At 65.4% G+C, this 17,935-nt stretch carries 17 protein-coding genes; all 17 read right to left on the bottom strand.

From position 1 onward, the window contains the following. Positions 1-24: 24 nt before the first annotated feature. The 17 genes from Q5Z11_RS00805 to rsmG all read right to left on the bottom strand — a co-directional run bounded on the left by Q5Z11_RS00805 (position 25) and on the right by rsmG (position 17,898). Positions 25-1,308, bottom strand: a complete 1,284-nt coding sequence (locus Q5Z11_RS00805; RefSeq protein WP_303748267.1) for an MFS transporter — start codon at positions 1,306-1,308, stop codon at positions 25-27. 138 nt (positions 1,309-1,446) lie between these two features. Further along, positions 1,447-2,166 (bottom strand): IclR family transcriptional regulator, encoded by a 720-nt coding sequence (locus tag Q5Z11_RS00800; RefSeq protein WP_303748266.1) that lies wholly within the window; start codon positions 2,164-2,166, stop codon positions 1,447-1,449. Positions 2,167-2,243: 77 nt separating this feature from the next. Then, on the bottom strand, positions 2,244-2,942 hold the full coding sequence (locus Q5Z11_RS00795; RefSeq protein WP_303748265.1) for a hypothetical protein: 699 nt from the start codon (positions 2,940-2,942) through the stop codon (positions 2,244-2,246). Between the two features lie 56 nt (positions 2,943-2,998). Continuing rightward, complete coding sequence (locus Q5Z11_RS00790; RefSeq protein WP_303748264.1) at positions 2,999-3,643, bottom strand: cation transporter; 645 nt, start codon at positions 3,641-3,643, stop codon at positions 2,999-3,001. 210 nt (positions 3,644-3,853) lie between these two features. Further along, on the bottom strand, positions 3,854-7,021 hold the full coding sequence (locus Q5Z11_RS00785) for an efflux RND transporter permease subunit (protein WP_303748263.1): 3,168 nt from the start codon (positions 7,019-7,021) through the stop codon (positions 3,854-3,856). Positions 7,022-7,050: 29 nt separating this feature from the next. Next, complete coding sequence (locus Q5Z11_RS00780) at positions 7,051-8,055, bottom strand: efflux RND transporter periplasmic adaptor subunit (protein ID WP_405051639.1); 1,005 nt, start codon at positions 8,053-8,055, stop codon at positions 7,051-7,053. Continuing rightward, the gene (locus Q5Z11_RS00775; RefSeq protein WP_303748262.1) at positions 8,052-9,332 is read right to left on the bottom strand and encodes a TolC family protein; all 1,281 of its coding nucleotides are present in this window, start codon (positions 9,330-9,332) and stop codon (positions 8,052-8,054) included. Before Q5Z11_RS00775 ends, Q5Z11_RS00780 begins: the two co-directional genes overlap by 4 nt. A gap of 54 nt (positions 9,333-9,386) precedes the next feature. Beyond that, positions 9,387-9,770, bottom strand: coding sequence for a hypothetical protein (locus Q5Z11_RS00770; protein ID WP_303748261.1), 384 nt, complete (start codon positions 9,768-9,770; stop codon positions 9,387-9,389). A gap of 254 nt (positions 9,771-10,024) precedes the next feature. Next, on the bottom strand, positions 10,025-11,809 hold the full coding sequence (locus tag Q5Z11_RS00765) for a DUF885 domain-containing protein (protein WP_303748260.1): 1,785 nt from the start codon (positions 11,807-11,809) through the stop codon (positions 10,025-10,027). A gap of 109 nt (positions 11,810-11,918) precedes the next feature. Beyond that, positions 11,919-12,254, bottom strand: coding sequence for a lipid-A-disaccharide synthase N-terminal domain-containing protein (locus Q5Z11_RS00760; protein WP_405051638.1), 336 nt, complete (start codon positions 12,252-12,254; stop codon positions 11,919-11,921). Between the two features lie 2 nt (positions 12,255-12,256). Further along, a complete protein-coding gene (locus tag Q5Z11_RS00755; RefSeq protein WP_303748259.1) occupies positions 12,257-12,979 on the bottom strand; it encodes a glycosyltransferase family 2 protein in 723 nt (240 codons plus the stop codon). A 72-nt stretch (positions 12,980-13,051) separates the two neighbouring features. Further along, positions 13,052-14,017, bottom strand: a complete 966-nt coding sequence (locus Q5Z11_RS00750) for an SDR family NAD(P)-dependent oxidoreductase (RefSeq protein ID WP_303748258.1) — start codon at positions 14,015-14,017, stop codon at positions 13,052-13,054. After that, positions 14,014-14,745 (bottom strand): suppressor of fused domain protein, encoded by a 732-nt coding sequence (locus tag Q5Z11_RS00745; protein ID WP_303748257.1) that lies wholly within the window; start codon positions 14,743-14,745, stop codon positions 14,014-14,016. The genes Q5Z11_RS00750 and Q5Z11_RS00745 overlap by 4 nt, the downstream gene beginning before the upstream one ends. A gap of 39 nt (positions 14,746-14,784) precedes the next feature. Next, a complete protein-coding gene (locus tag Q5Z11_RS00740; protein WP_303748256.1) occupies positions 14,785-15,093 on the bottom strand; it encodes a helix-hairpin-helix domain-containing protein in 309 nt (102 codons plus the stop codon). A gap of 34 nt (positions 15,094-15,127) precedes the next feature. Next, on the bottom strand, positions 15,128-16,042 hold the full coding sequence (locus Q5Z11_RS00735) for a ParB/RepB/Spo0J family partition protein (RefSeq protein ID WP_303748255.1): 915 nt from the start codon (positions 16,040-16,042) through the stop codon (positions 15,128-15,130). Beyond that, the gene (locus Q5Z11_RS00730) at positions 16,042-16,839 is read right to left on the bottom strand and encodes a ParA family protein (RefSeq protein WP_282270048.1); all 798 of its coding nucleotides are present in this window, start codon (positions 16,837-16,839) and stop codon (positions 16,042-16,044) included. The genes Q5Z11_RS00735 and Q5Z11_RS00730 overlap by 1 nt, the downstream gene beginning before the upstream one ends. Positions 16,840-17,256: 417 nt before the next feature. Further along, on the bottom strand, positions 17,257-17,898 hold the full coding sequence (rsmG, locus tag Q5Z11_RS00725) for a 16S rRNA (guanine(527)-N(7))-methyltransferase RsmG (RefSeq protein ID WP_303748254.1): 642 nt from the start codon (positions 17,896-17,898) through the stop codon (positions 17,257-17,259). Positions 17,899-17,935 lie beyond the last annotated feature (37 nt).

Here is a 17,935-nt window from a genome sequence, read left to right as displayed (position 1 = left end):
CGGCCTTTTCAGTGCAACAAGGTTTCAGCCAGCCGCGCTTGCCGCCTGCGGTCCGATCAAGGTCATCGGCGAGCGCCGTGCCAGCCGCGATGCAGTCCACGCCAGCCCCACCGCGATCGGATGCAGGAAGGCCATCAGGATGAAGGCGCGATCGAAGTTTCCGTCCGCTACCAGATGCCCCACCACCTGCGCCGACAACATGCCGCCCAGCGCACTGCCGCAACCCACCAATCCCGCCACCGAGGCGATGTAGCGTGACGGGAACATATCCAGGGTCATCGTGGTCAGGTTGATCTGGTAGGTCAGGTGCGCGAACGTCACCAGGCAGGCCAGCCCCAGCAATACAGGGATCGATGGGTGCATCGCGACGAAGATGCCAACCGGCGCCAGGCAGGCCGCGCCGACCATGGTGGTCAGGCGGGCACGCACCGGGTCCATGCCGCGCTTCACCAACCGGCCAGAAATAAGACCACCACCGACACTGCCGATATCCGCGGCCACGTACACAACCCAGGCCAGCGAGGCGATCGTCGCCAGACTCATGCCGCGCGCATCACCGAGGTACTTGGGGAACCAGAACAGATAGAAATACCAGACCGGATCGGCCACCGCGCGCGAAGCAACCAGCGCCCACACGGTGCGATCACGCGCGAGGCGGCCCCACACGCCTTTCATTGATGGCGTGGCTGCTGGCAGCGCTTCATCGGCGACCGCCGGCGAAGCAGTAGCCACATCTGCCGCCAGCGCTTGCGCAGGCGCTGCAGCCTTGGCCTTGCCACGCGGGTAGACCCACCACCACGCGATCATCCACAGCAAGCCAGCCGCGCCGGTGATCCAGAACGCGCTGCGCCAGCCGTAGGCCAACGCGATACCGCCGATCAGCGGCGGCGCCAAGGTCGCGCCGATCATCGCGCCTGCGGTGTACAGGCCCAGCGCCAGCCCGCGCTGACGCGAAGGGAACTGCTCGGACACCACCTTGCTGCCCACGGTGTAATTGCCCGGCTCACCCAGCCCCAGCGCGAAGCGTGCCGCGCCCAGTTCCAGCGGCGTGCGCACCAACCCAGTGGCGATGTTGGCCAGCGACCACCAGCCAACGAACAACAGCAGCGATAGCCGTGCACCCAACCAATCGGTGACGCGCCCGGCCATCACGTAGGCCGCGGCATAGGCGAACAGGAACACCTGCACGACCCGTGCGTACTCCAGGTCGGACATGTCCAGGTCGGCCTGGATGGTCGTGGCCAGGATCGACAGCGCCTGCCGGTCCAGATAATTGATGACGGTGGAGAAGAACAGCAGCCCCAGCAAAACCCATTTGGTCCTGCCCGTCCCCGTCATGCGAACCCGCGCTTGGCCATCGACAACGCCTCCCCTTCGGAAGGCTGCAACGTATTGCTATTTTAGCAACAGGTCAAGCCGCACTGCGCCACGGCTGATCCGGCTGGATCAGCCGATTTCGGCGGCGGCTGCCTGCAGCGCGCGGACCAGCTCCTCAGTGGCCGATTCCGGGATCCAGCCTGACATCGCGATGCCGGCATGCACCGGGTCGCCCATGGCAATGGCGACGACATGGTGGTCGCGCTCATCGGCGACATGCACGCGCGCATGGCCCTGGCTGCGGGTGACGGCCAGGGTCGCCAGCAGCTGCTCGATGCCGTTCGGGAACATCGGGATCGGCTTGTCCGCGTACAGCTCGCGCACATCCTCGTCGGACAGCTGGGCCAGCAAGGCGATGCCGATGCCGCTGGTGGTAGCCGGCAGTAGGCCGATGCGGCCCAGGCCTCGCGCCGCCTCGATTCCCGGCGGTGCGTGGAACAGATAGCTGACGCTGTCATTCCACAGCACACCCATCGCCACCGTGTGGCCGAAGCGGCGCAGGCTCTCCAGCACCGGCAGCGCGCGCCGAATCAGGCCCGAGGCAAACAGGCTCTGCGCGGCCAGCACATGCATGCCGGGCCCGGCGGTGTACTTGCGGTCCGCGGTCTGCCGGGCGATGCCCAGGTAGGCCAGGGTCTTGAGCAGGCGGTTGACCCGAGTCGGGTTGGCATCGAGCTGGCGGGCCAGCTCACGGCAACCGACCGGTTCGGGAGACGAGGCCAGCGCCTGCAAGGTGGCGATGCCATCGATCAGGCTCTGGTTGGGCTGGGCATTGGGCTTTGTACGCATGGTGAAAGCGTACTTGGCCCCCTCGTGCAATGCCATCAATAGCAACAAACAGGCGCTTCCACCGCCTGCGAGTGGGCTTACTCCGAGGCGAACTGCAGGGTGCGGCGCCAGCGCAACGGCACCGTCGCGCGCGCCGGATCTGGCGGAAACAGGCTGAGGTAACCGGCGGCGATCGCACGCTCACGCAGGCGTTCGCCCACGCCTTCGGCCACTTCCACCTCGACATGGGTCACCCGCCCCTGCGGGTCCACGTCCACCGCCCACACCAGCTTGCCCACCCACTGCTCGGCCGGGATGGAGGCGTCGTAGTTTGGCCGGCCGGCGACATAGGGTTGCCCGCGATCAAGGAACTGCGGTGAATCCTCCAGCGTCCTGTCGACGCGGATGCTGGCCGTCTGTGTACGGCCATCGCCGAGGTTCACACGGGCCGTCCAATCGCCGGCTGCGCCTGCTTCGGCCAGATCTGCGCCCAGGTCAGCGCGGTAGCACTGTTTGCTGCCGCGGTAGTCATCGTGTTGCTGCAGTGACATCCGCTTGCCGTCGGCATCCAGCATCTCGATCTGCAAACCGCCCACATCGGTGGGCTTGGCGTTGGCGGCAACACACACCTGGTGATCGTGCTGGCCCTGCATCACGAACTGCCGGGTCTGCTGACGGGCCAATGCACCTGTTGGCGTTTTCGACCACAGGAATTCGATGTAGATGTCTTCTGCCTCGGCAGCTGCATTGCCGCTGAGCAACAACAGGCCGAGCATGGGCAGGATGCGAAAGCGCATGGATCACTCCTTGGATGCCAGCCCCTACTGTGCCCAGCGCAGGAACAGGCGGCAACTCAACGTGTGGCGTCGGCGGCGATCGCCCGCTGGCTGCGCAGCTCGCGCCACGCTGCCCTTGCGACTTTCCAGGCCGAACGCAGGAACAACAGCAACAAGGCCACCGCGATCAGCAGGTCCGGCCAACCGGCACCGAACGCCCATACTGCCAGCGCTGCCAGGATCACCGCCGAACCTTCGTAGACGTCATTCAGCGAGCATGCCCATGCCGAGGCCAGGTTGATGTCACCCAGCCGGTACGGCCACAGCAAGCGCAGGCAGACCAGGTTGGCGCCGAGGTTGAGCAGCGCGGCGATGCCCATGCTTTCGAACAGCGGCAGGTGCGGATGCGCCAACTTCCAGGCGATGCCTGCGCCAACCGCAATTGCCGCGCACAGGATGAAGAGCGCCTTGAGCATGGCGACACGCGCCTTGGCAGCGAGGCTGGCGCCAACCACGGCCAGGCTCAACGCATAGGTGAGGGCATCACCGAGATTGTCCAGGCTGCCGGACAGCAATGAGGCCGAGCCGCTGTGCCAGGCGGCGAGCATCATCATCACGAAGGTGATCAGGTTGATCGCCAGCACCTGGTAGAGCACGCGGCGCTGCTGCGCCTGCATGCGTTCGACTTCCAGGGTTTTGCCGCAGCCGCAGCAGTCGCTCATTGGGGTTCCGCAGGAATGTTTTGTTGGATTATCGCGCTGATGTGCCAGGGCAGGTAGAAATCAGCGAGCCGCCAGGGGTAGTGCCGAGCCATGCTCGGCAAGGGCCTTACCAGCGAAAAAGCTGCCCTCACCCCAACCCCTCTCCCGCATGCGGGAGAGGGGCTTTAAGCGAAGCAGGAGCTTCAAGCCAAAGCCAAAGCCAAGCAGGCGCTACTTTCCGTTCCGATGCAGCCAGCGGTACAACACCGGCAACACCAGCAAGGTCAGCAAGGTGGACGAGACGATGCCGCCGATCACCACCGTTGCCAGCGGTCGCTGCACTTCCGAACCTGCGCCTACGTTGAAGGCCATTGGTACGAAGCCCAGCGATGCGACCAGGGCAGTCATCAATACAGGCCGCAAGCGACCCAGCGCACCTTCACGTACCGCCACATCCAGACTTCGCCCTTGCTCGCGCAGGTGACGGATGAAACTGATCATCACCAGGCCGTTGAGCACGGCGACGCCGGACAGCGCGATGAAGCCGACGCCGGCCGAGATCGACAAGGGAATGCCACGCAATGCCAGCGCCAAGACACCACCGGTCAAGGCCAATGGCACACCGCTGAACACGATGCTGGCGTCGCGCGCCGAGCCAAAGGCCCAGAACAGCAAGGCAAAGATCAGCAGCAAGGTCACCGGCACCACCACCGCCAGACGCTGGCTGGCGGAGATCAGCTGCTCGAAGCTGCCGCCGTATTCCACCCAGTAACCGGCCGGCACCTTCACCTGCGCATCGATGGCCTGCTGCAGCTCGCTGACGAAGCCCCCCAGATCGCGATCACGCACGTTGGCGGTGATCACGATGCGACGCTTGCCGTTGTCGCGGTTGATCTGGTTTGGGCCTTCGCTGCTTTCGATGCTCGCCAACTCACGCAGCGGAACCGTGCGCGCATCGCCGCTGCGCCAGCCGCCCGCACGGCTGGATTCGTCGGCGCTGTCCTGTGCCAAGGCAGGCTCCAGTGACACCGGCAGATCGGCCAAGGCCGCCGGGTCCTGGCGGATGCTTTCCGGCAGGCGCACGACGATATCGAAGCGGCGATCACCTTCGAACAACTGCCCGGCGACGCGTCCGCCAACTGCCGTGGAAACCGTGGACTGCAGCTGCCCCGGATTGAGCCCGTACCCCGCCAATGCCGCGCGGTTTGGCGTGACCGTCAGCAAGGGCAGACCACTGGTTTCCTCCAAGCGCACATCGGCCGCACCCGGTACCTTGTTGGCGACCGCGACGATGCGCTGGCCAACCTGCGCCAGTGTTTCCATGTCGTCGCCGAACAGCATCACCGCCACGTCGGCACGCACGCCCGAGATCAGCTCGTTCATGCGCATCTGGATTGGCTGGGTGAACTCATAGTTGTTGCCCGGCAGCTCCTCCACCGCCGCTTCCAGTTCGGCCAGCAACTGTGCGCGCGGTTTGCGCGGGTCCGGCCACTGCTTGCGCGGCTTCATCATGATGAAGGTGTCGGCGACCGAGGGCGGCATCGGGTCGGAGGCGACCTCCGGCGTGCCGATCTTGGAGAACACCTTCTCCACTTCCGGCAGCTGCTGCAGGCGCGCTTCCACCTGCTTCTGCATGTTCACCGATTGGGTGAGGCTGGTGCCGGGGATGCGCATCGCGTGCATGGCGACATCGCCTTCATCAAGATTGGGCACGAACTCGCTGCCCAAGCGCGTCGCCAACAAACCGCAACCAACCACCAGCACCAAGGCACCGGCAACCACCAGACGGCCGCGCCGCATCACCCACGCCAACAGCGGCTCATAGCGTGCGCGCAACCACGCCATCAGCCGGTTCTCCTTTTCCTCCACGCGACCACCGAGGAACATCGCGATTGCCGCGGGAACAAAGGTCAGCGACAACAGCATCGCGCCGCTGAGCGCCAGCACCACGGTGATCGCCATCGGGTGGAACATTTTTCCTTCGACACCGGTCAGCGCGAAGATCGGCAGGTAGACCGCGGTGATGATGCCCAGGCCGAACAGGCTGGGCCGGATGACTTCGGCAGTGGCGCTGGCGGTTTCGGCAAAGCGTTCCTCGCGGGTCATCGCCCGGCCCAGCGCGTGGGTGCGCTCGCCGAAGCGACGCAGGCAGTTCTCGATGATGATCACCGCACCATCGACGATCAGGCCGAAGTCCAACGCGCCAAGGCTCATCAGGTTGGCGGAGACACCGCCCCGCGCCATGCCGGTCAGGGTGAACAACATCGCCAGCGGAATCACCGCCGCGGTGATCAGCGCCGCTCGGAAGTTTCCCAGCAGCAGGAACAACACCACGATCACCAGCAACGCGCCTTCCAGCAGGTTCTTGGCGACGGTTTCGATGGTGCGGTCGACCAGTGCGGTGCGGTCATAGCTGGCGGTAACGGTGACGCCTTCGGGCAGGCTGCGCTGCGCCTGTTCCAGCTTCGCCGCAGTGGCCTGTGCCACCTCGCGGCTGTTTGCCCCGACCAGCATCACCACCGTACCCATCACCACTTCGTGGCCATTCTGGGTGGCGGCACCGCTGCGCAGTTCCGGCCCTTCGCCGACATCGGCAACGTCATGCACATGGATTGGCACGCCTTCGCGGCGGGCGAGCACGATGTTGCCGATTTCCTCCAGCCCCGCGACCTGCCCGGGCACGCGCACCAGGAACTGCTGGCCGTTGCGCTCGATATAGCCGGCACCGATGTTCTGGTTGTTGCCTTCCACTGCTTCGGCAACATCGTCGAGAGTGAAGCCCAGCGCACGCAGCTTGGCTGGGTCCGGGGTGATATGGATCTGCCGCTGGTAGCCACCGATCGTATTGACCTCGGTGACGCCGGGCACGTTGCGCAGCTGTGGCCGCACCACCCAGTCCTGCAGCGTGCGCAGGTCGGTGGCGGTATATGGCGAACCATCGGGCTTGCGCGCCTTGGGATCGGCGTCGATGGTGTACATGAAGATCTCGCCCAGGCCGGTGGCAATCGGCCCCAGCTGCGGGTCCAGGCCTTCCGGCAGCTGTGACTTCACCTGCTGCAGGCGTTCGGCGACCTGCTGGCGGGCGAAGTACAGATCGGTGCCATCCTTGAACACCACCGTCACCTGCGACAGGCCGTAGCGCGACAGCGAGCGTACCTGTTCGAGTTTTGGCAGTCCGGCCATCACCGTTTCCACTGGATAGGTGATGCGCTGCTCGCTCTCCAACGGCGAATAGCCATCGGCGGCGGTGTTGATCTGTACCTGTACGTTGGTGATGTCTGGCGTTGCGTCGATGGACAGGCGGGTGAAGCTCCAGCTGCCAATCGCGATCAATGCGAAGGTGAGCACCATCATCATCCAGCGATGGGCGATGGCACTGCGGATGATGCGCTCAAGCATGGCGGCACCCTCCAACTTGTATGCGCTGATCAATGTTCATGCGCGGCCCCCGCCTTGCCGATGTCGGCCTTGACCACATAGCTCTGCTCGACCACGACCTGCTCGCCAACGCGCAGGCCCTCCTTGACCTCGACTTTTCCGGCATCGCGTGCGCCCAACACCACCGGACGCGCGCTATAGGTATCGCCCTCACGCACGAACACCACCTCTCGGCCTTCCATGGTCTGCAATGCCGACAAAGGCACGACCACCGCAGCAGGCTGCATCGCCACCACGATGCGCGCCTTCACCGCTGCACCGGGTCGCCACAGGCCGTCGTCATTGCGCACGCTGGCACGTGCCACGGTGCTCTGGCTTGCAGTGGCGGTGCCCGGCAGCACGCGCTCCAGCGTGGTGCCCTGGCTGACGCCATCGGTCATGCGCGTCACCGTGACCGGCACGCCGGCGGTGATGTGCTGGGTGTCGTTGCCGAAGATATGCAGGTCCACCCAAAGTTCGGACAGGTCACCGATCTCGAACAATGGCGTGCCCTCGCCCGCCACCGCGCCCACCTGCGCCTGCCGCGACAACACCACGCCGCTGATTGGCGCGCTGATGCTATAGGTGGTCAGGCTGAGATTGCTGTCGATGCTGGCCAGGGTCTGGCCGGCGCTGACGCGATCGCCGACATTTGCGCGCAGCGAGCGGATGGGCCCGGGGAAGCGCGCCATCACCTGCGCGACGCGACCGTCCACCGGCGTCAGCAAACCCTGCACTTCGTGCTCATCGGCGATGGTGCCGGCCTGCACGGCGGCGCTGCGGATGCCGGATTGCTCGGCAATGGCGGCCTTGATGGTGGTGCGGTCGGCTTCTGCTTCCTCGCCCTCTTCGTGGGCGTGACCGCCTGCATCACCGCCCTTTTCTTCGTCATGATCGTGGCCAGCTTCTTCTGCCGCACCGGCACCGGCTTCAGCCACCGGCTTTGCACCGCAACCGGCCAACAACAGACTCATTGCCAGCACGCCAGCAGCTACAACATTCATCGGACGGCTCATCGTGCGTTCTCCACGGCAACGGTTGCATCGGTGGCCAGCATTCCCTGACCGGTGAGGCGCTGGATCTCGATCAGCGCGGTCTGTGCGGCGATGGCCGCGTCCAACTGGCGCTGGCGCGATTCAATGCGCATGGCCTGCAGCTGCGCCCACTCCATGTAGCTGGCGGCACCAGCGCGCCAGGCCTGCTCGGCGGCACGTTCGGCCTTCTGCAACTGCGGCAAGACGTCCGCCTGCATGCGCTGCACTTCCAGCCGCGCGGTGACATAGCGGCCGTGTGCTTCGGCAAGGGTGGCGTACAGCTGCTGCTGGCGGGCCTGGCGCTGATAGGGAAGCAGGGCGAGATCGGCTTCCGCCTCGCGGATTTCCGGCGCGGCACGGCGGGCGCTGCCCAGCGGGATGCTGAAGCCGCCAACCAGCGAGGTCGCGTTGTCGGCGCGGCTGTTGCGCACGCCCACCTGCCAGTTCCAATCCGGTCGGCTGCGGGTGCGCACCAATTGCAGCTGCGCCTCACGGATACGCTGCTCGCCGAGCAGCTCGGCCAACTCAGGTGCGCGCTGCAGATCGTCATTGAGCAATACGAAATCGCGCAGTGCCGGCAGTTGCAGCACATCGCCACTCACCGTATTGAAGTCAGGCGATCGGGCGCCCCACAACGCAGCCAACGACAGCCGCGCTGCGCTGGCTTCTTCGATGGCACGATCGCGATCCAGCTCCGCCTGCGCCAGCATTGCCTGCGCGGTGAACAGCACCGACTCCGGCGAAGCACCGGCCTGCAGTCGCAGACGGGCGGCGGAAACCGCGCGGCGACGCTGCTCGATATCGGTATTGGCGATCTGCAACGCCGCTTGCGCCTGCGCTACAGCGAGATAGCGGCGTGCGGTTTCGGCGAGCAGATCGAGGCGTGCGGTAGCGCGTTGCGGCGCCAGTGCATCGATATTGGCCTGGGCCAACATGCGCCGCGCATCGAGCTTGTCGCCGCGTTCCAGCACACCGGAAAGGCTGACGGTGGCTTCGGCGCCCTGCACGCCACGGGCATCGCCGTTGCCGAGCAGGTTCTCCAGTTCCACACCCAACTGCATGGGCGGGCGCAGCAGCGCGGCATCGCGACGGGCTTCAAGTACGGGGCGCTGCGCATCGATCAGGCGCAGTTCGGGGTGGTCAAGGGCAACGCGGACGATGGCATCGTCCAGCGTCAACGGCACAACAGGCACCGGCGCCTGCGCATACGCGCGCGGCACCAGCGCAAAGGCGACAACAGCCGCCAGGCGCATCCACATGGGTTTCTCCAGATAGCAGGTTCAGACGTGGGGACCGGCCATGCGGCCGGGACGTCAGACGGCTATCGGGGGGCGGAACAGGCTCTCGGTCGGGTGCGTGACCGCCTGCGTGCCGAGGATGGCCACGGCCTGCTGTGCAGGCGGTGATGCCACGATCCAGGCGGGAGTGACGGTTGGCAGCACGCCGCCGTGACCGTGGCAGTCCACGCAGTGCACCAAGGCATGCAGCAGGGCGTTGGCGCTGTCTTCGGCATCCGGAGCGGTCGCCAGTTTGGCGTCGTCGTGCTCATGCACGTCGGCACCGATGTCGGTGTGCGCCAGCATGTGGATGTCGGTCAGTGCTGCGGCCAGCGAGGTGCCGAATACGCCAATGCCGACCAGCGCCAGCATCAGCAGGCGCAGCAGGTGAAGGCGACGATGGCGCAGGGCGTGCAGCATCGGCGCAGGTTAGCGGGTGCTTGTGGGGTTACACAATCGCAGTGTGGTTGCAGTGGTTCAGCTGTGCGCTGTTGCCCCTCCCCTTTGGCGCAGCCAAGGGGGAGGTTGGGAGGGGGTGGCTTTGCTTGTGGCTTTGAGTCACTGCGAAGTGCACCCCTCCCCGGCCCTCACCTTGGCTTCGCCAAAGGGAGGGAGCTAGAAGCACCCCTCCCCAACCCTCCCCTGCGCGTTGCGCAAGGGAGGGAGCAGAGCACTCACTTCGCGGCTTTGCGCTCAACGATGTAGGCCTGGATCTGCTGCTCCAGTACCGGCAGCGGCACCGAGCCCTGCTTGAGCACGGCGTCGTGGAAGCCCTTGATGTCGAACTTGTCGCCCAGTTCCTTCTCGGCCTGCGCGCGCAGCTTGACGATGGTGATCTCGCCCAGCTTGTAGCTCAGTGCCTGCGCCGGCCAGGAGATGTAGCGGTCCACTTCGGTGGTGACTTCGTGCTCGCTCAGCGCGGTGTGGTCACGCAGGTAGGCGATCGCGCGGTCGCGGTCCCAACCGTAATGGTGCACGCCGGTATCGATCACCAGGCGGCAGGCACGCCACATTTCATAGGTCAGGCGGCCGAAGTCTTCGTACGGGGTCTGGTAGATGCCCATGTCGACGCCGAGTTTCTCGGTGTACAGGCCCCAACCTTCGCCATAGGCCGAGATGTACGCGGTGCGGCGGAACTCGGGCTGGCCGGTCTGCTCAGCGGCAAGCGCGCCCTGCAGGGCGTGGCCCGGGTCGGACTCGTGCAGGGTGAGTGCCGGCAGGTTGTACAGCGGGCGCGCTGGCAGGTTGTAGGTGTTGAGCCAGTAGGTGCCCATGCCGCCACGGCCGGCGGTCCAGAACGGGGCGATATCCGGCGGCACCGGCACGATGGTGAAGCGCGCGCGCGGCAAGGTCATGTACTTGCCGATAACGCCATCCACGCGCTTGGAGATCCACGCCGCACGCCACAGCAGTTCGTCCGGCGTCTTGGCGTAGAACTGCGGGTCGGTGCGCAGGAATTCTAGGAAGTCGGCGAAGCGGGTCTGCTCGCTCTTACCCTTGAAGCCGACCTTGTCGATGATCGCGTTCATTTCCTGCTGGATGCGATTCACCTCGGCCAGGCCCTGCGCATGGATCTGCTGCGGGCTCAGGTCCAGCGTGGTGTATTCGCGGATCTGCTGGCGGTAGAACTCCTTGCCGCCGGGCATTTTCTCGGCCGCCAGGGTGGTGCGCGACTGCGGCACGTATTCCTGCCGGTAGAAGGTCAGCAGCTTGCCGAAGGCCGGCACCACGCTGCCGCTGATGGCCTGCTTGGCATCGGCCTGCAGCTTGGCCTGCTCGGCTGCCGGAATGCTGCTGGGCAGCTTCTTCAACGGCTCGTACAGCGGCGACTCGGTCGGGTCCTTCAGCTCGGCCACGGTCGAGATGGAGACGTCACGCCCTTCCAGCACCGCGCGCGGCACGCTGAAGCCACGGGCGAGACCGGCGCGCATATTGACCATCTGCTGATCGAAGTAACGCGGCACATCGTTCAAGCGCGCGATGTAGTTGCGGTAATCCTCCGCCGTCTTCATCTCGCGGCGGGCCATGAAACTCAGATTCGACCAGAACGAGGAATCCGAATTGAACGGCATCTCGTAGCTGCCGAGGCGTACTTCATCGGCCAGGCTTTCGACCTGGTAGTGATAGATGGCGTAGTTGATCTGGTTTTCGGCCGAGAGCTTGGCCGGGTCGATGGCCTTGAGCTGGCCCAGCACCTCGTCCCATACCTTCAGGCGTGCCTGCTGTGCCGCAGCGCTGACGTCAGGCAGGCGCGTGCTGTTGGCCGGGGCGTCGCTGTCTTCGCTGGCTTCACCGCCACCGGTCTGGCGCCAGGCCCATTCCTTCTCGTAGATGGCCTTGAACTGGTCATCCAGCGATTGAGTGGCCAGCGTGGCCGGGGCCGACGGTGCGGCGGCAAAGGCCGGGGTGGCGCTCAGGCCAAGGGTGAGCAGCAGCGCAACGGTCAACGGCGATTTCACGATCGGTGTTCCCCAGGTGGTTCATTCACCCCGATCATCGCATTGAAGCTGCCGCCCGACCTAGACGGATTCGGGCGGCAAACCGCCGGATTTGGGCATAGTCGCCTGCTCAGTGACCGGCCTTGTCGCGCTGCCAGCCACGGTGCTTGATATCCAGGCGCAGGCTGTAGAGCGCGGTGAACGCCGGGAACAGGTTCTGCACCACACCCACCGCATCCTGCTTGGACGAGAACAGGAAGTAGCTCAGCGTCATCAGGCTGCCGAGCACGCTCATGTACCAGAACAGGCGCGGGATCACCGGCTTGCCGGCACGCCGCGAGGCGACGAACTGCACCAGCCAGCGGCCACCGAACATCAACGCACCGGTCAGGCCGATCAGCTTCCACGGCGACATGTGCACGCCGGTCCACTCCAGCCACACCAGCGGTTGGTTCATGAAATCCATGCTCAGACCTCTTCCACCGCGGTGCGCTTGGAACGGGTGATCAACCAGGCCACGCCACGCAGGTCGCGGATGCCGACCAGCGCGCGGCCGAGGTTGTTGTACTTGGACACGCCAGCGGTGCGATGGCGATGGTTGACCGGCACGCTCACCGTCTTCCAGCCGGCACGCTGCATCAGCGCCGGCAGGTAGCGGTGCATGTGGTCGAAATACGGCAGGTCGAGGAAGGCAGCGCGCTCGAACAGCTTGATGCCGCAGCCGGTGTCCGGGGTGTCATCGCGCAGCATGCGCGCGCGGATGGCATTGGCCCACTTGCTGGCCCAGCGCTTGCTGCCCGAATCCTGGCGATTGACGCGCCAGCCGGCGAACAGCCTGACCTGCGCATCGGCCTTGGCACGTGCGGCCAGCAGCTTGGGGATATCGGCCGGGTCGTTCTGGCCGTCGCCATCGAGGGTGGCGATCCACGGCGCGCGCGCGGCCTTGACGCCGGTGCGCACTGCCGTGCTCTGCCCGCTCTGGCTGACATGGTGCAGCACCCGCAGCTCCGGGTTGGTGGCCTTCAGCGCCTGCAGTACCTGCAGGCTGTCGTCCTTGGAGTTGTCGTCGACGTAGACGATCTCGAAATCGATCTGGCCACGCAGCGCGGCGGTGATTTCATTGACCAGCGGCGCGACGTTGTCGCGTTCGTTGAAGACGGGAACAACCACTGAAAGGCTGGGTTGGTTCATTGCGGTTTCCGCGAGTTAAACGTTTCAAGAAAGATCACACATTCTCCAAAACCCAACTTAGCGGAAAGTGAGTCAGGGGCGTAACCCGAAGTAGCTGCGGCACCACTCCACCACCGGCGGCAGGCCCAGTTCGATCGGCGTGTCCGGCGCGTAGCCGAAGGCGGCCTGTGCGCGCGAGGTATCGGCCATGGTTTCCACCATGTCGCCCGGCTGCATCGGCTTGTAGACCTTGTGCGCCGGGTGCCCCGCGGCCGAGGCGATCACGTCGATGAAATGTTCCAGCTCCACCGGGGTGTGGTTGCCCAGGTTGAACACCTGGTGGGGTGTTGTCTGGGCGGAGGGATGCGACAGCGCCCCGAGGATACCGGCGACGATGTCAGAAACATGTGTGAAGTCGCGGCGCATGTGGCCGTTGTTGAACACATCGATGCTGCGCCCGGCCAGCACCGCGCGCGAGAACAGCAGCGGCGCCATGTCCGGCCGGCCCCAGGGGCCGTACACGGTGAAGAAACGCAGGCCGGTGGCCTTCAGGCCGTACAGCTGCGCATAGGTATAGGCCATCAATTCATTGGCGGCCTTGGTGGCCGCATACAGCGAGCGCGGCTGGTCCACGCGCTGGTCTTCGGAGAACGGCGGCGTGGCCGAGTTGCCGTACACCGAGCTGCTGGAGGCATAGACCAGATGCTGCACACCGCGGTGCCGGCACAGCTCCAGCATGTTGACGAAGCCAACCAGGTTGCTTTCGACGTAGGCGTGCGGGTTCTCCAGGGAGTAACGCACGCCGGCCTGCGCGGCCAGGTGGATCACCTGCGTCGGCTGGATTTCATCGAACAGCGCGGCCAGGCCATCGCGGTCGGTGAGGTCGAGCGTGCGCAGGTCGAGCTGCGGGCACAGCGCGGCCACACGGTCACGCTTGAGCTGCGGATCGTAGTAGTCGTTGTAGTTGTCCAGCCCAACCACACGCTCGCCGCGTGCAATCAGGGCCTGACAGGTATAGGCGCCAATGAAACCGGCGGCGCCGGTGACGAGTATGGTCATGCAGGAAGTCCAGACAGGTATTCGCGGGCCGGGTTATGCCGACCCGGCTCGATGACATCACCGATGTCGTTGTCGCTCAGCAGGTCGATCAGCGCATCCGCACCTTCGTGCAGCTTCAGGGCCATTTCCTGCGGGTACAACGGCACCACGGAGAGGAACTCGATACTGGTGTCGTCATCGATCACCAGGGTGTCGAAATCTTCCGGTGCCGACAGCGCCAGCAGCAGGATCGCACCATCGAACTCCACGCCGGGCGCGTACGGCTGGGCCGGATCGCCGTTGGGCACGGTATGGGTCAGGCCCAGCCAGGTGTTGTGCTTGTACGGCAGCCGCGCCAGGGTCTTGAGCAGGCGGATGGGCCAGTAATTGCGCTCGTCCTGCAACTGCTCGCGATCCAGCGGCCAGTCGCCCGGCAGGGTCAGCATCAGCTCCAGGTAGGGCGAGACCTCGACATCATCGGGCAGCTGCATCGGCAGGTCGCTCATGCCGGAGGTCACCAGGCGCGTATTCGGGCAGTCCCCGCACGGCGGCACCACATGGATGTCCACCTGCACGGTGTCGGAGACGATTTCGTGCAGCACGTTGGATATCGGCCCGAGATGGTGCTCGATGTGCGCGCTGATCGCCGCAACGTGCGAATGGCCGCGTGCGGGCTCGAAGTCACTGGCCTGACCGTGGTCCAGCATGCGGCTGCCGCCGGGGCTCATTTCGTCACCTGTGTTGCTCATGCATTGCTCCGGTTGTTGGCCACGAGCATCGCCCCTGCCTCACCACAGGGTGAGCGGCGCGTCCTTGGCCAGGGTTTCCTTGCGTTCCTTGCTGTACGCCCACCACGGCTGCGGCGCATCACCACCCATGAAGCGCACCACCGACAGGAACACATCGATCACGCAGGGATCGTGCACCACGCCGGTCTTCAGGCATAACTGCGCATACATATCGTAGGGATCACGCCCGCACAGGTGCGCGGGAACCCGGATTCCGATTAGACGGAGATCCTTTTCACAGGCCGGCCCGACATTCGGCAGGTCGGTCAGACGCAATAGATGATTGCGGTCGACCTTGGTGGGGTTCATTGCCTTGCATGCACCTCGTTGGGGAAGAACTGCGTCAGCCGTTCTGGCGGACGCGCAGCCGCTCCAGCACGCCGTCTAGCGTGTCCAGGTCGGTGTAGTGGATGACCAGCTTGCCCTTGCCGCCGCGGCCATGGCTGATCGCCACTTTCGCACCCAGCGATTCGGACAGCTCGGTTTCCAGCGATGCGATATCGGCCTGCGGCGCCGTCGGCGACGGCTTGGCCTTGCGTGCGCCCGGCACCTTGCCGGCGGCGAACTGCTGCGCGCGGTGCTCGACTTCACGCACCGACCAACCCTGCTCGGCGGCTTCTTCGGCCAGCTTGGTGGCCAGTTCCGGCGCCAGCGTCAGCAGCGCGCGGGCATGACCCATTTCGAGGCGGCGGGTTTCCAGCAGCACGCGCACACCGATCGGCAGATCGATCAGGCGCAGCAGGTTGGACACCGAGGCGCGCGAACGACCAACGGCCTGTGCGGCTTCGGCGTGGGTCAGGGTGAACTCGCTGACCAGCCGTGCCAGTGCCTCGGCTTCTTCCAGGGGATTGAGGTCTTCGCGCTGGATGTTCTCGATCAGCGCCATCGCGATGACGGTGCGGTCTTCCAGCTCGCGCACCACCACCGGTACTTCGTCCAGCCCGGCCAGGCGCGAGGCGCGCCAACGGCGTTCACCGGCGATGATTTCGTAGCTGCCGCCCTCGATCTGGCGCACCAGGATGGGCTGGATGATGCCCTGTGCCTTGATCGACTCGGCCAGTTCGGCCAGCTTGCCCTCGTCCATGTCGCGACGCGGCTGGTACTTGCCGGGTTGCAGCTGGTCGATGGGCAGCTTGCGCAGCACTTCGCCGGGTTGCGGCTCGGCGACGGCAGCGACGGTGACCGGGGTTACGGCGCCCTTCGGGCCCAGCAATGCATCAAGACCACGGCCAAGACCGCGCTTTTTCGCTGCACTCATCAGACAGCCTCCACGGCCCGGGAGGGCTGCTTGCGTTCGTTGTTGCGGCGGATGATCTCACCGGCCAGGCCCAGGTAGGCCACGCCACCGCGCGAGGCGCGGTCATAGCCGACGATGCTCTGGCCATGGCTGGGCGCCTCGGCCAGGCGCACGTTGCGCGGCACGATGGTGCGGAACACACGGTCGCCGAAGTATTCGGTGAGCTGCGCCGACACCGCATTGGCCAGGTTGTTACGCACGTCGAACATGGTGCGCAGCACGCCTTCGATTTCCAGCGCCGGGTTGAGGTTGATCTTCAGCGCGTCGATGGTCTCGACCAGCGCGCTCAGGCCCTCCAGCGCGTAGTACTCGCACTGCATCGGCACGATCACCGAGTCGGCGGCGGCCAGCGCGTTCAGCGTCAGCAGCGACAGCGCCGGCGGGCAGTCGATCAGGATGTAGTCGTATTGATCGCGGATGGGTGCCAGCGCGCGCTTGAGGCGCTGCTCGCGCTCGCCCTGGTCCATCAGCTGGATCTCGGCCGCGGTCAGGTCGATGTTGCCTGGCAGCAGGTCGAAGCCTTCCGGCGTGGTGACGCGCACTTCAGCTGCGGTGACCTCACCCAGCAGCAGGTCACAGGTGGACGCAGCCACCTCACGCTTGTCCACACCACTGCCCATGGTCGCGTTGCCCTGCGAGTCCAGGTCGACCAGCAGCACGCGCTTGGGCGCGGCGGCAAGGGAAGCAGCCAGATTGACAGCCGTCGTGGTCTTGCCGACGCCGCCTTTCTGGTTGGCGATGGCGATGATGCGAGCCATGCAGGAGAGCCTCGTTGGCGAAGTTGGACTGGTCATTATGGGGGTAGCGGCGCGCAGGCGGAAATCGGTTTCCGGGTAACGGGCGGCTTTTGCTGGTAAAGCCCCCTGCTGAGCATGGCTCGGCACCACCGCTTTAGCCCCTCTCCCGCTTGCGGGAGAGGGGTTGGGGTGAGGGCAGCCTTTAGCCTTGGCCGGTAAAACCCCTGCCGAGCATGGCTCGGCACTACGCTTCTGCCCCCTCCCTTTGGCGAAGCTAAGGGGAGGGTTGGGGAGGGGTAGCTTTTGGCCTTGGCCGCGGGGATTGCCCGGAACTACTGCTTTAGCCCCTCTCCCGCTTGCGGGAGAGGGATTGGGGTGAGGGCAGCTTTTAGCCTTGGCCGGTAAAGCCCCTGCCGAGCATGGCTCGGCACTACAGCTCTAGCTCTTGCGCTCCACCACCACCAGATGCCGGTCACCAACCAAGCCCGGCACCTGCAGCGGACGCACTTCCAGCACCTGCCAGCCGGCGGGCAGCTGGGCGATCTCTTCGTGCGGGTACACACCCTTCATCGCCAGCAGCTGGCCACCGGGACGCAGCAGGTGACCGCCAACCTCGATGATGCCGGCCAGCGTATCCATGGCACGGGCGGTGAGATTGTCATAAGCACCCGGCTCGTCCAGCGCTTCAGCGCGGGATTCGGCGACACGGGCATTGCTCAAACCAAGCTGGCGCACGGCCTCACGCATGAAGCGGGCCTTCTTGCCGTTGCTCTCGACCAGGGTCACCTGCAGCTGCGGATGGGTGATCGCCAGCGGAATGCCCGGCAAGCCAGGACCGGTGCCCAGATCGGCCAGGCTGCCGCTGCTGACATGCTCGGCCATGGCCAGCGAGTCGAGCAGATGGCGGGTGACCATTTCGCGCGGGTCGCGGATGGCGGTGAGATTGTAGGTGCGGTTCCAGCGCACCAGCAGGGTCAGGTAAGCCAGCAAGGGCTTGGCCAAGGCTGTGTCCAGACCCATGGCCTTCAAGCCGTGGTCGAGGTCGCTGGCGACTTCGCGCGGGAGAGTGGTGTCGTTCATGGCGGGGATTATCGCAGGAGTGGCGCTTGAGCCTCCT

It is taken from the genome of Stenotrophomonas sp. 610A2 (assembly GCF_030549615.1).
GTDB lineage: Bacteria > Pseudomonadota > Gammaproteobacteria > Xanthomonadales > Xanthomonadaceae > Stenotrophomonas > Stenotrophomonas pigmentata.
This window is presented reverse-complemented; position numbering and strand designations above follow the sequence as displayed.

What these genes read in the sequence shown, in the direction of transcription:
- Q5Z11_RS00795 (WP_303748265.1), bottom strand. Translation starts at nt 2,942, where the DNA reads ATGCGCTTTCGCATCCTGCCCATGCTCGGCCTGTTGTTGCTCAGCGGC.
- Q5Z11_RS00735 (WP_303748255.1), bottom strand. Translation starts at nt 16,042, where the DNA reads ATGAGTGCAGCGAAAAAGCGCGGTCTTGGCCGTGGTCTTGATGCATTG.
- Q5Z11_RS00785 (WP_303748263.1), bottom strand. Translation starts at nt 7,021, where the DNA reads ATGCTTGAGCGCATCATCCGCAGTGCCATCGCCCATCGCTGGATGATG.
- Q5Z11_RS00730 (WP_282270048.1), bottom strand. Translation starts at nt 16,839, where the DNA reads ATGGCTCGCATCATCGCCATCGCCAACCAGAAAGGCGGCGTCGGCAAG.
- Q5Z11_RS00770 (WP_303748261.1), bottom strand. Translation starts at nt 9,770, where the DNA reads ATGCTGCACGCCCTGCGCCATCGTCGCCTTCACCTGCTGCGCCTGCTG.
- Q5Z11_RS00760 (WP_405051638.1), bottom strand. Translation starts at nt 12,254, where the DNA reads ATGGATTTCATGAACCAACCGCTGGTGTGGCTGGAGTGGACCGGCGTG.
- Q5Z11_RS00750 (WP_303748258.1), bottom strand. Translation starts at nt 14,017, where the DNA reads ATGACCATACTCGTCACCGGCGCCGCCGGTTTCATTGGCGCCTATACC.
- Q5Z11_RS00755 (WP_303748259.1), bottom strand. Translation starts at nt 12,979, where the DNA reads ATGAACCAACCCAGCCTTTCAGTGGTTGTTCCCGTCTTCAACGAACGC.
- Q5Z11_RS00775 (WP_303748262.1), bottom strand. Translation starts at nt 9,332, where the DNA reads ATGTGGATGCGCCTGGCGGCTGTTGTCGCCTTTGCGCTGGTGCCGCGC.
- Q5Z11_RS00745 (WP_303748257.1), bottom strand. Translation starts at nt 14,745, where the DNA reads ATGAGCAACACAGGTGACGAAATGAGCCCCGGCGGCAGCCGCATGCTG.
- Q5Z11_RS00780 (WP_405051639.1), bottom strand. Translation starts at nt 8,055, where the DNA reads ATGAGCCGTCCGATGAATGTTGTAGCTGCTGGCGTGCTGGCAATGAGT.
- Q5Z11_RS00790 (WP_303748264.1), bottom strand. Translation starts at nt 3,643, where the DNA reads ATGAGCGACTGCTGCGGCTGCGGCAAAACCCTGGAAGTCGAACGCATG.
- rsmG (WP_303748254.1), bottom strand. Translation starts at nt 17,898, where the DNA reads ATGAACGACACCACTCTCCCGCGCGAAGTCGCCAGCGACCTCGACCAC.
- Q5Z11_RS00800 (WP_303748266.1), bottom strand. Translation starts at nt 2,166, where the DNA reads ATGCGTACAAAGCCCAATGCCCAGCCCAACCAGAGCCTGATCGATGGC.
- Q5Z11_RS00740 (WP_303748256.1), bottom strand. Translation starts at nt 15,093, where the DNA reads ATGAACCCCACCAAGGTCGACCGCAATCATCTATTGCGTCTGACCGAC.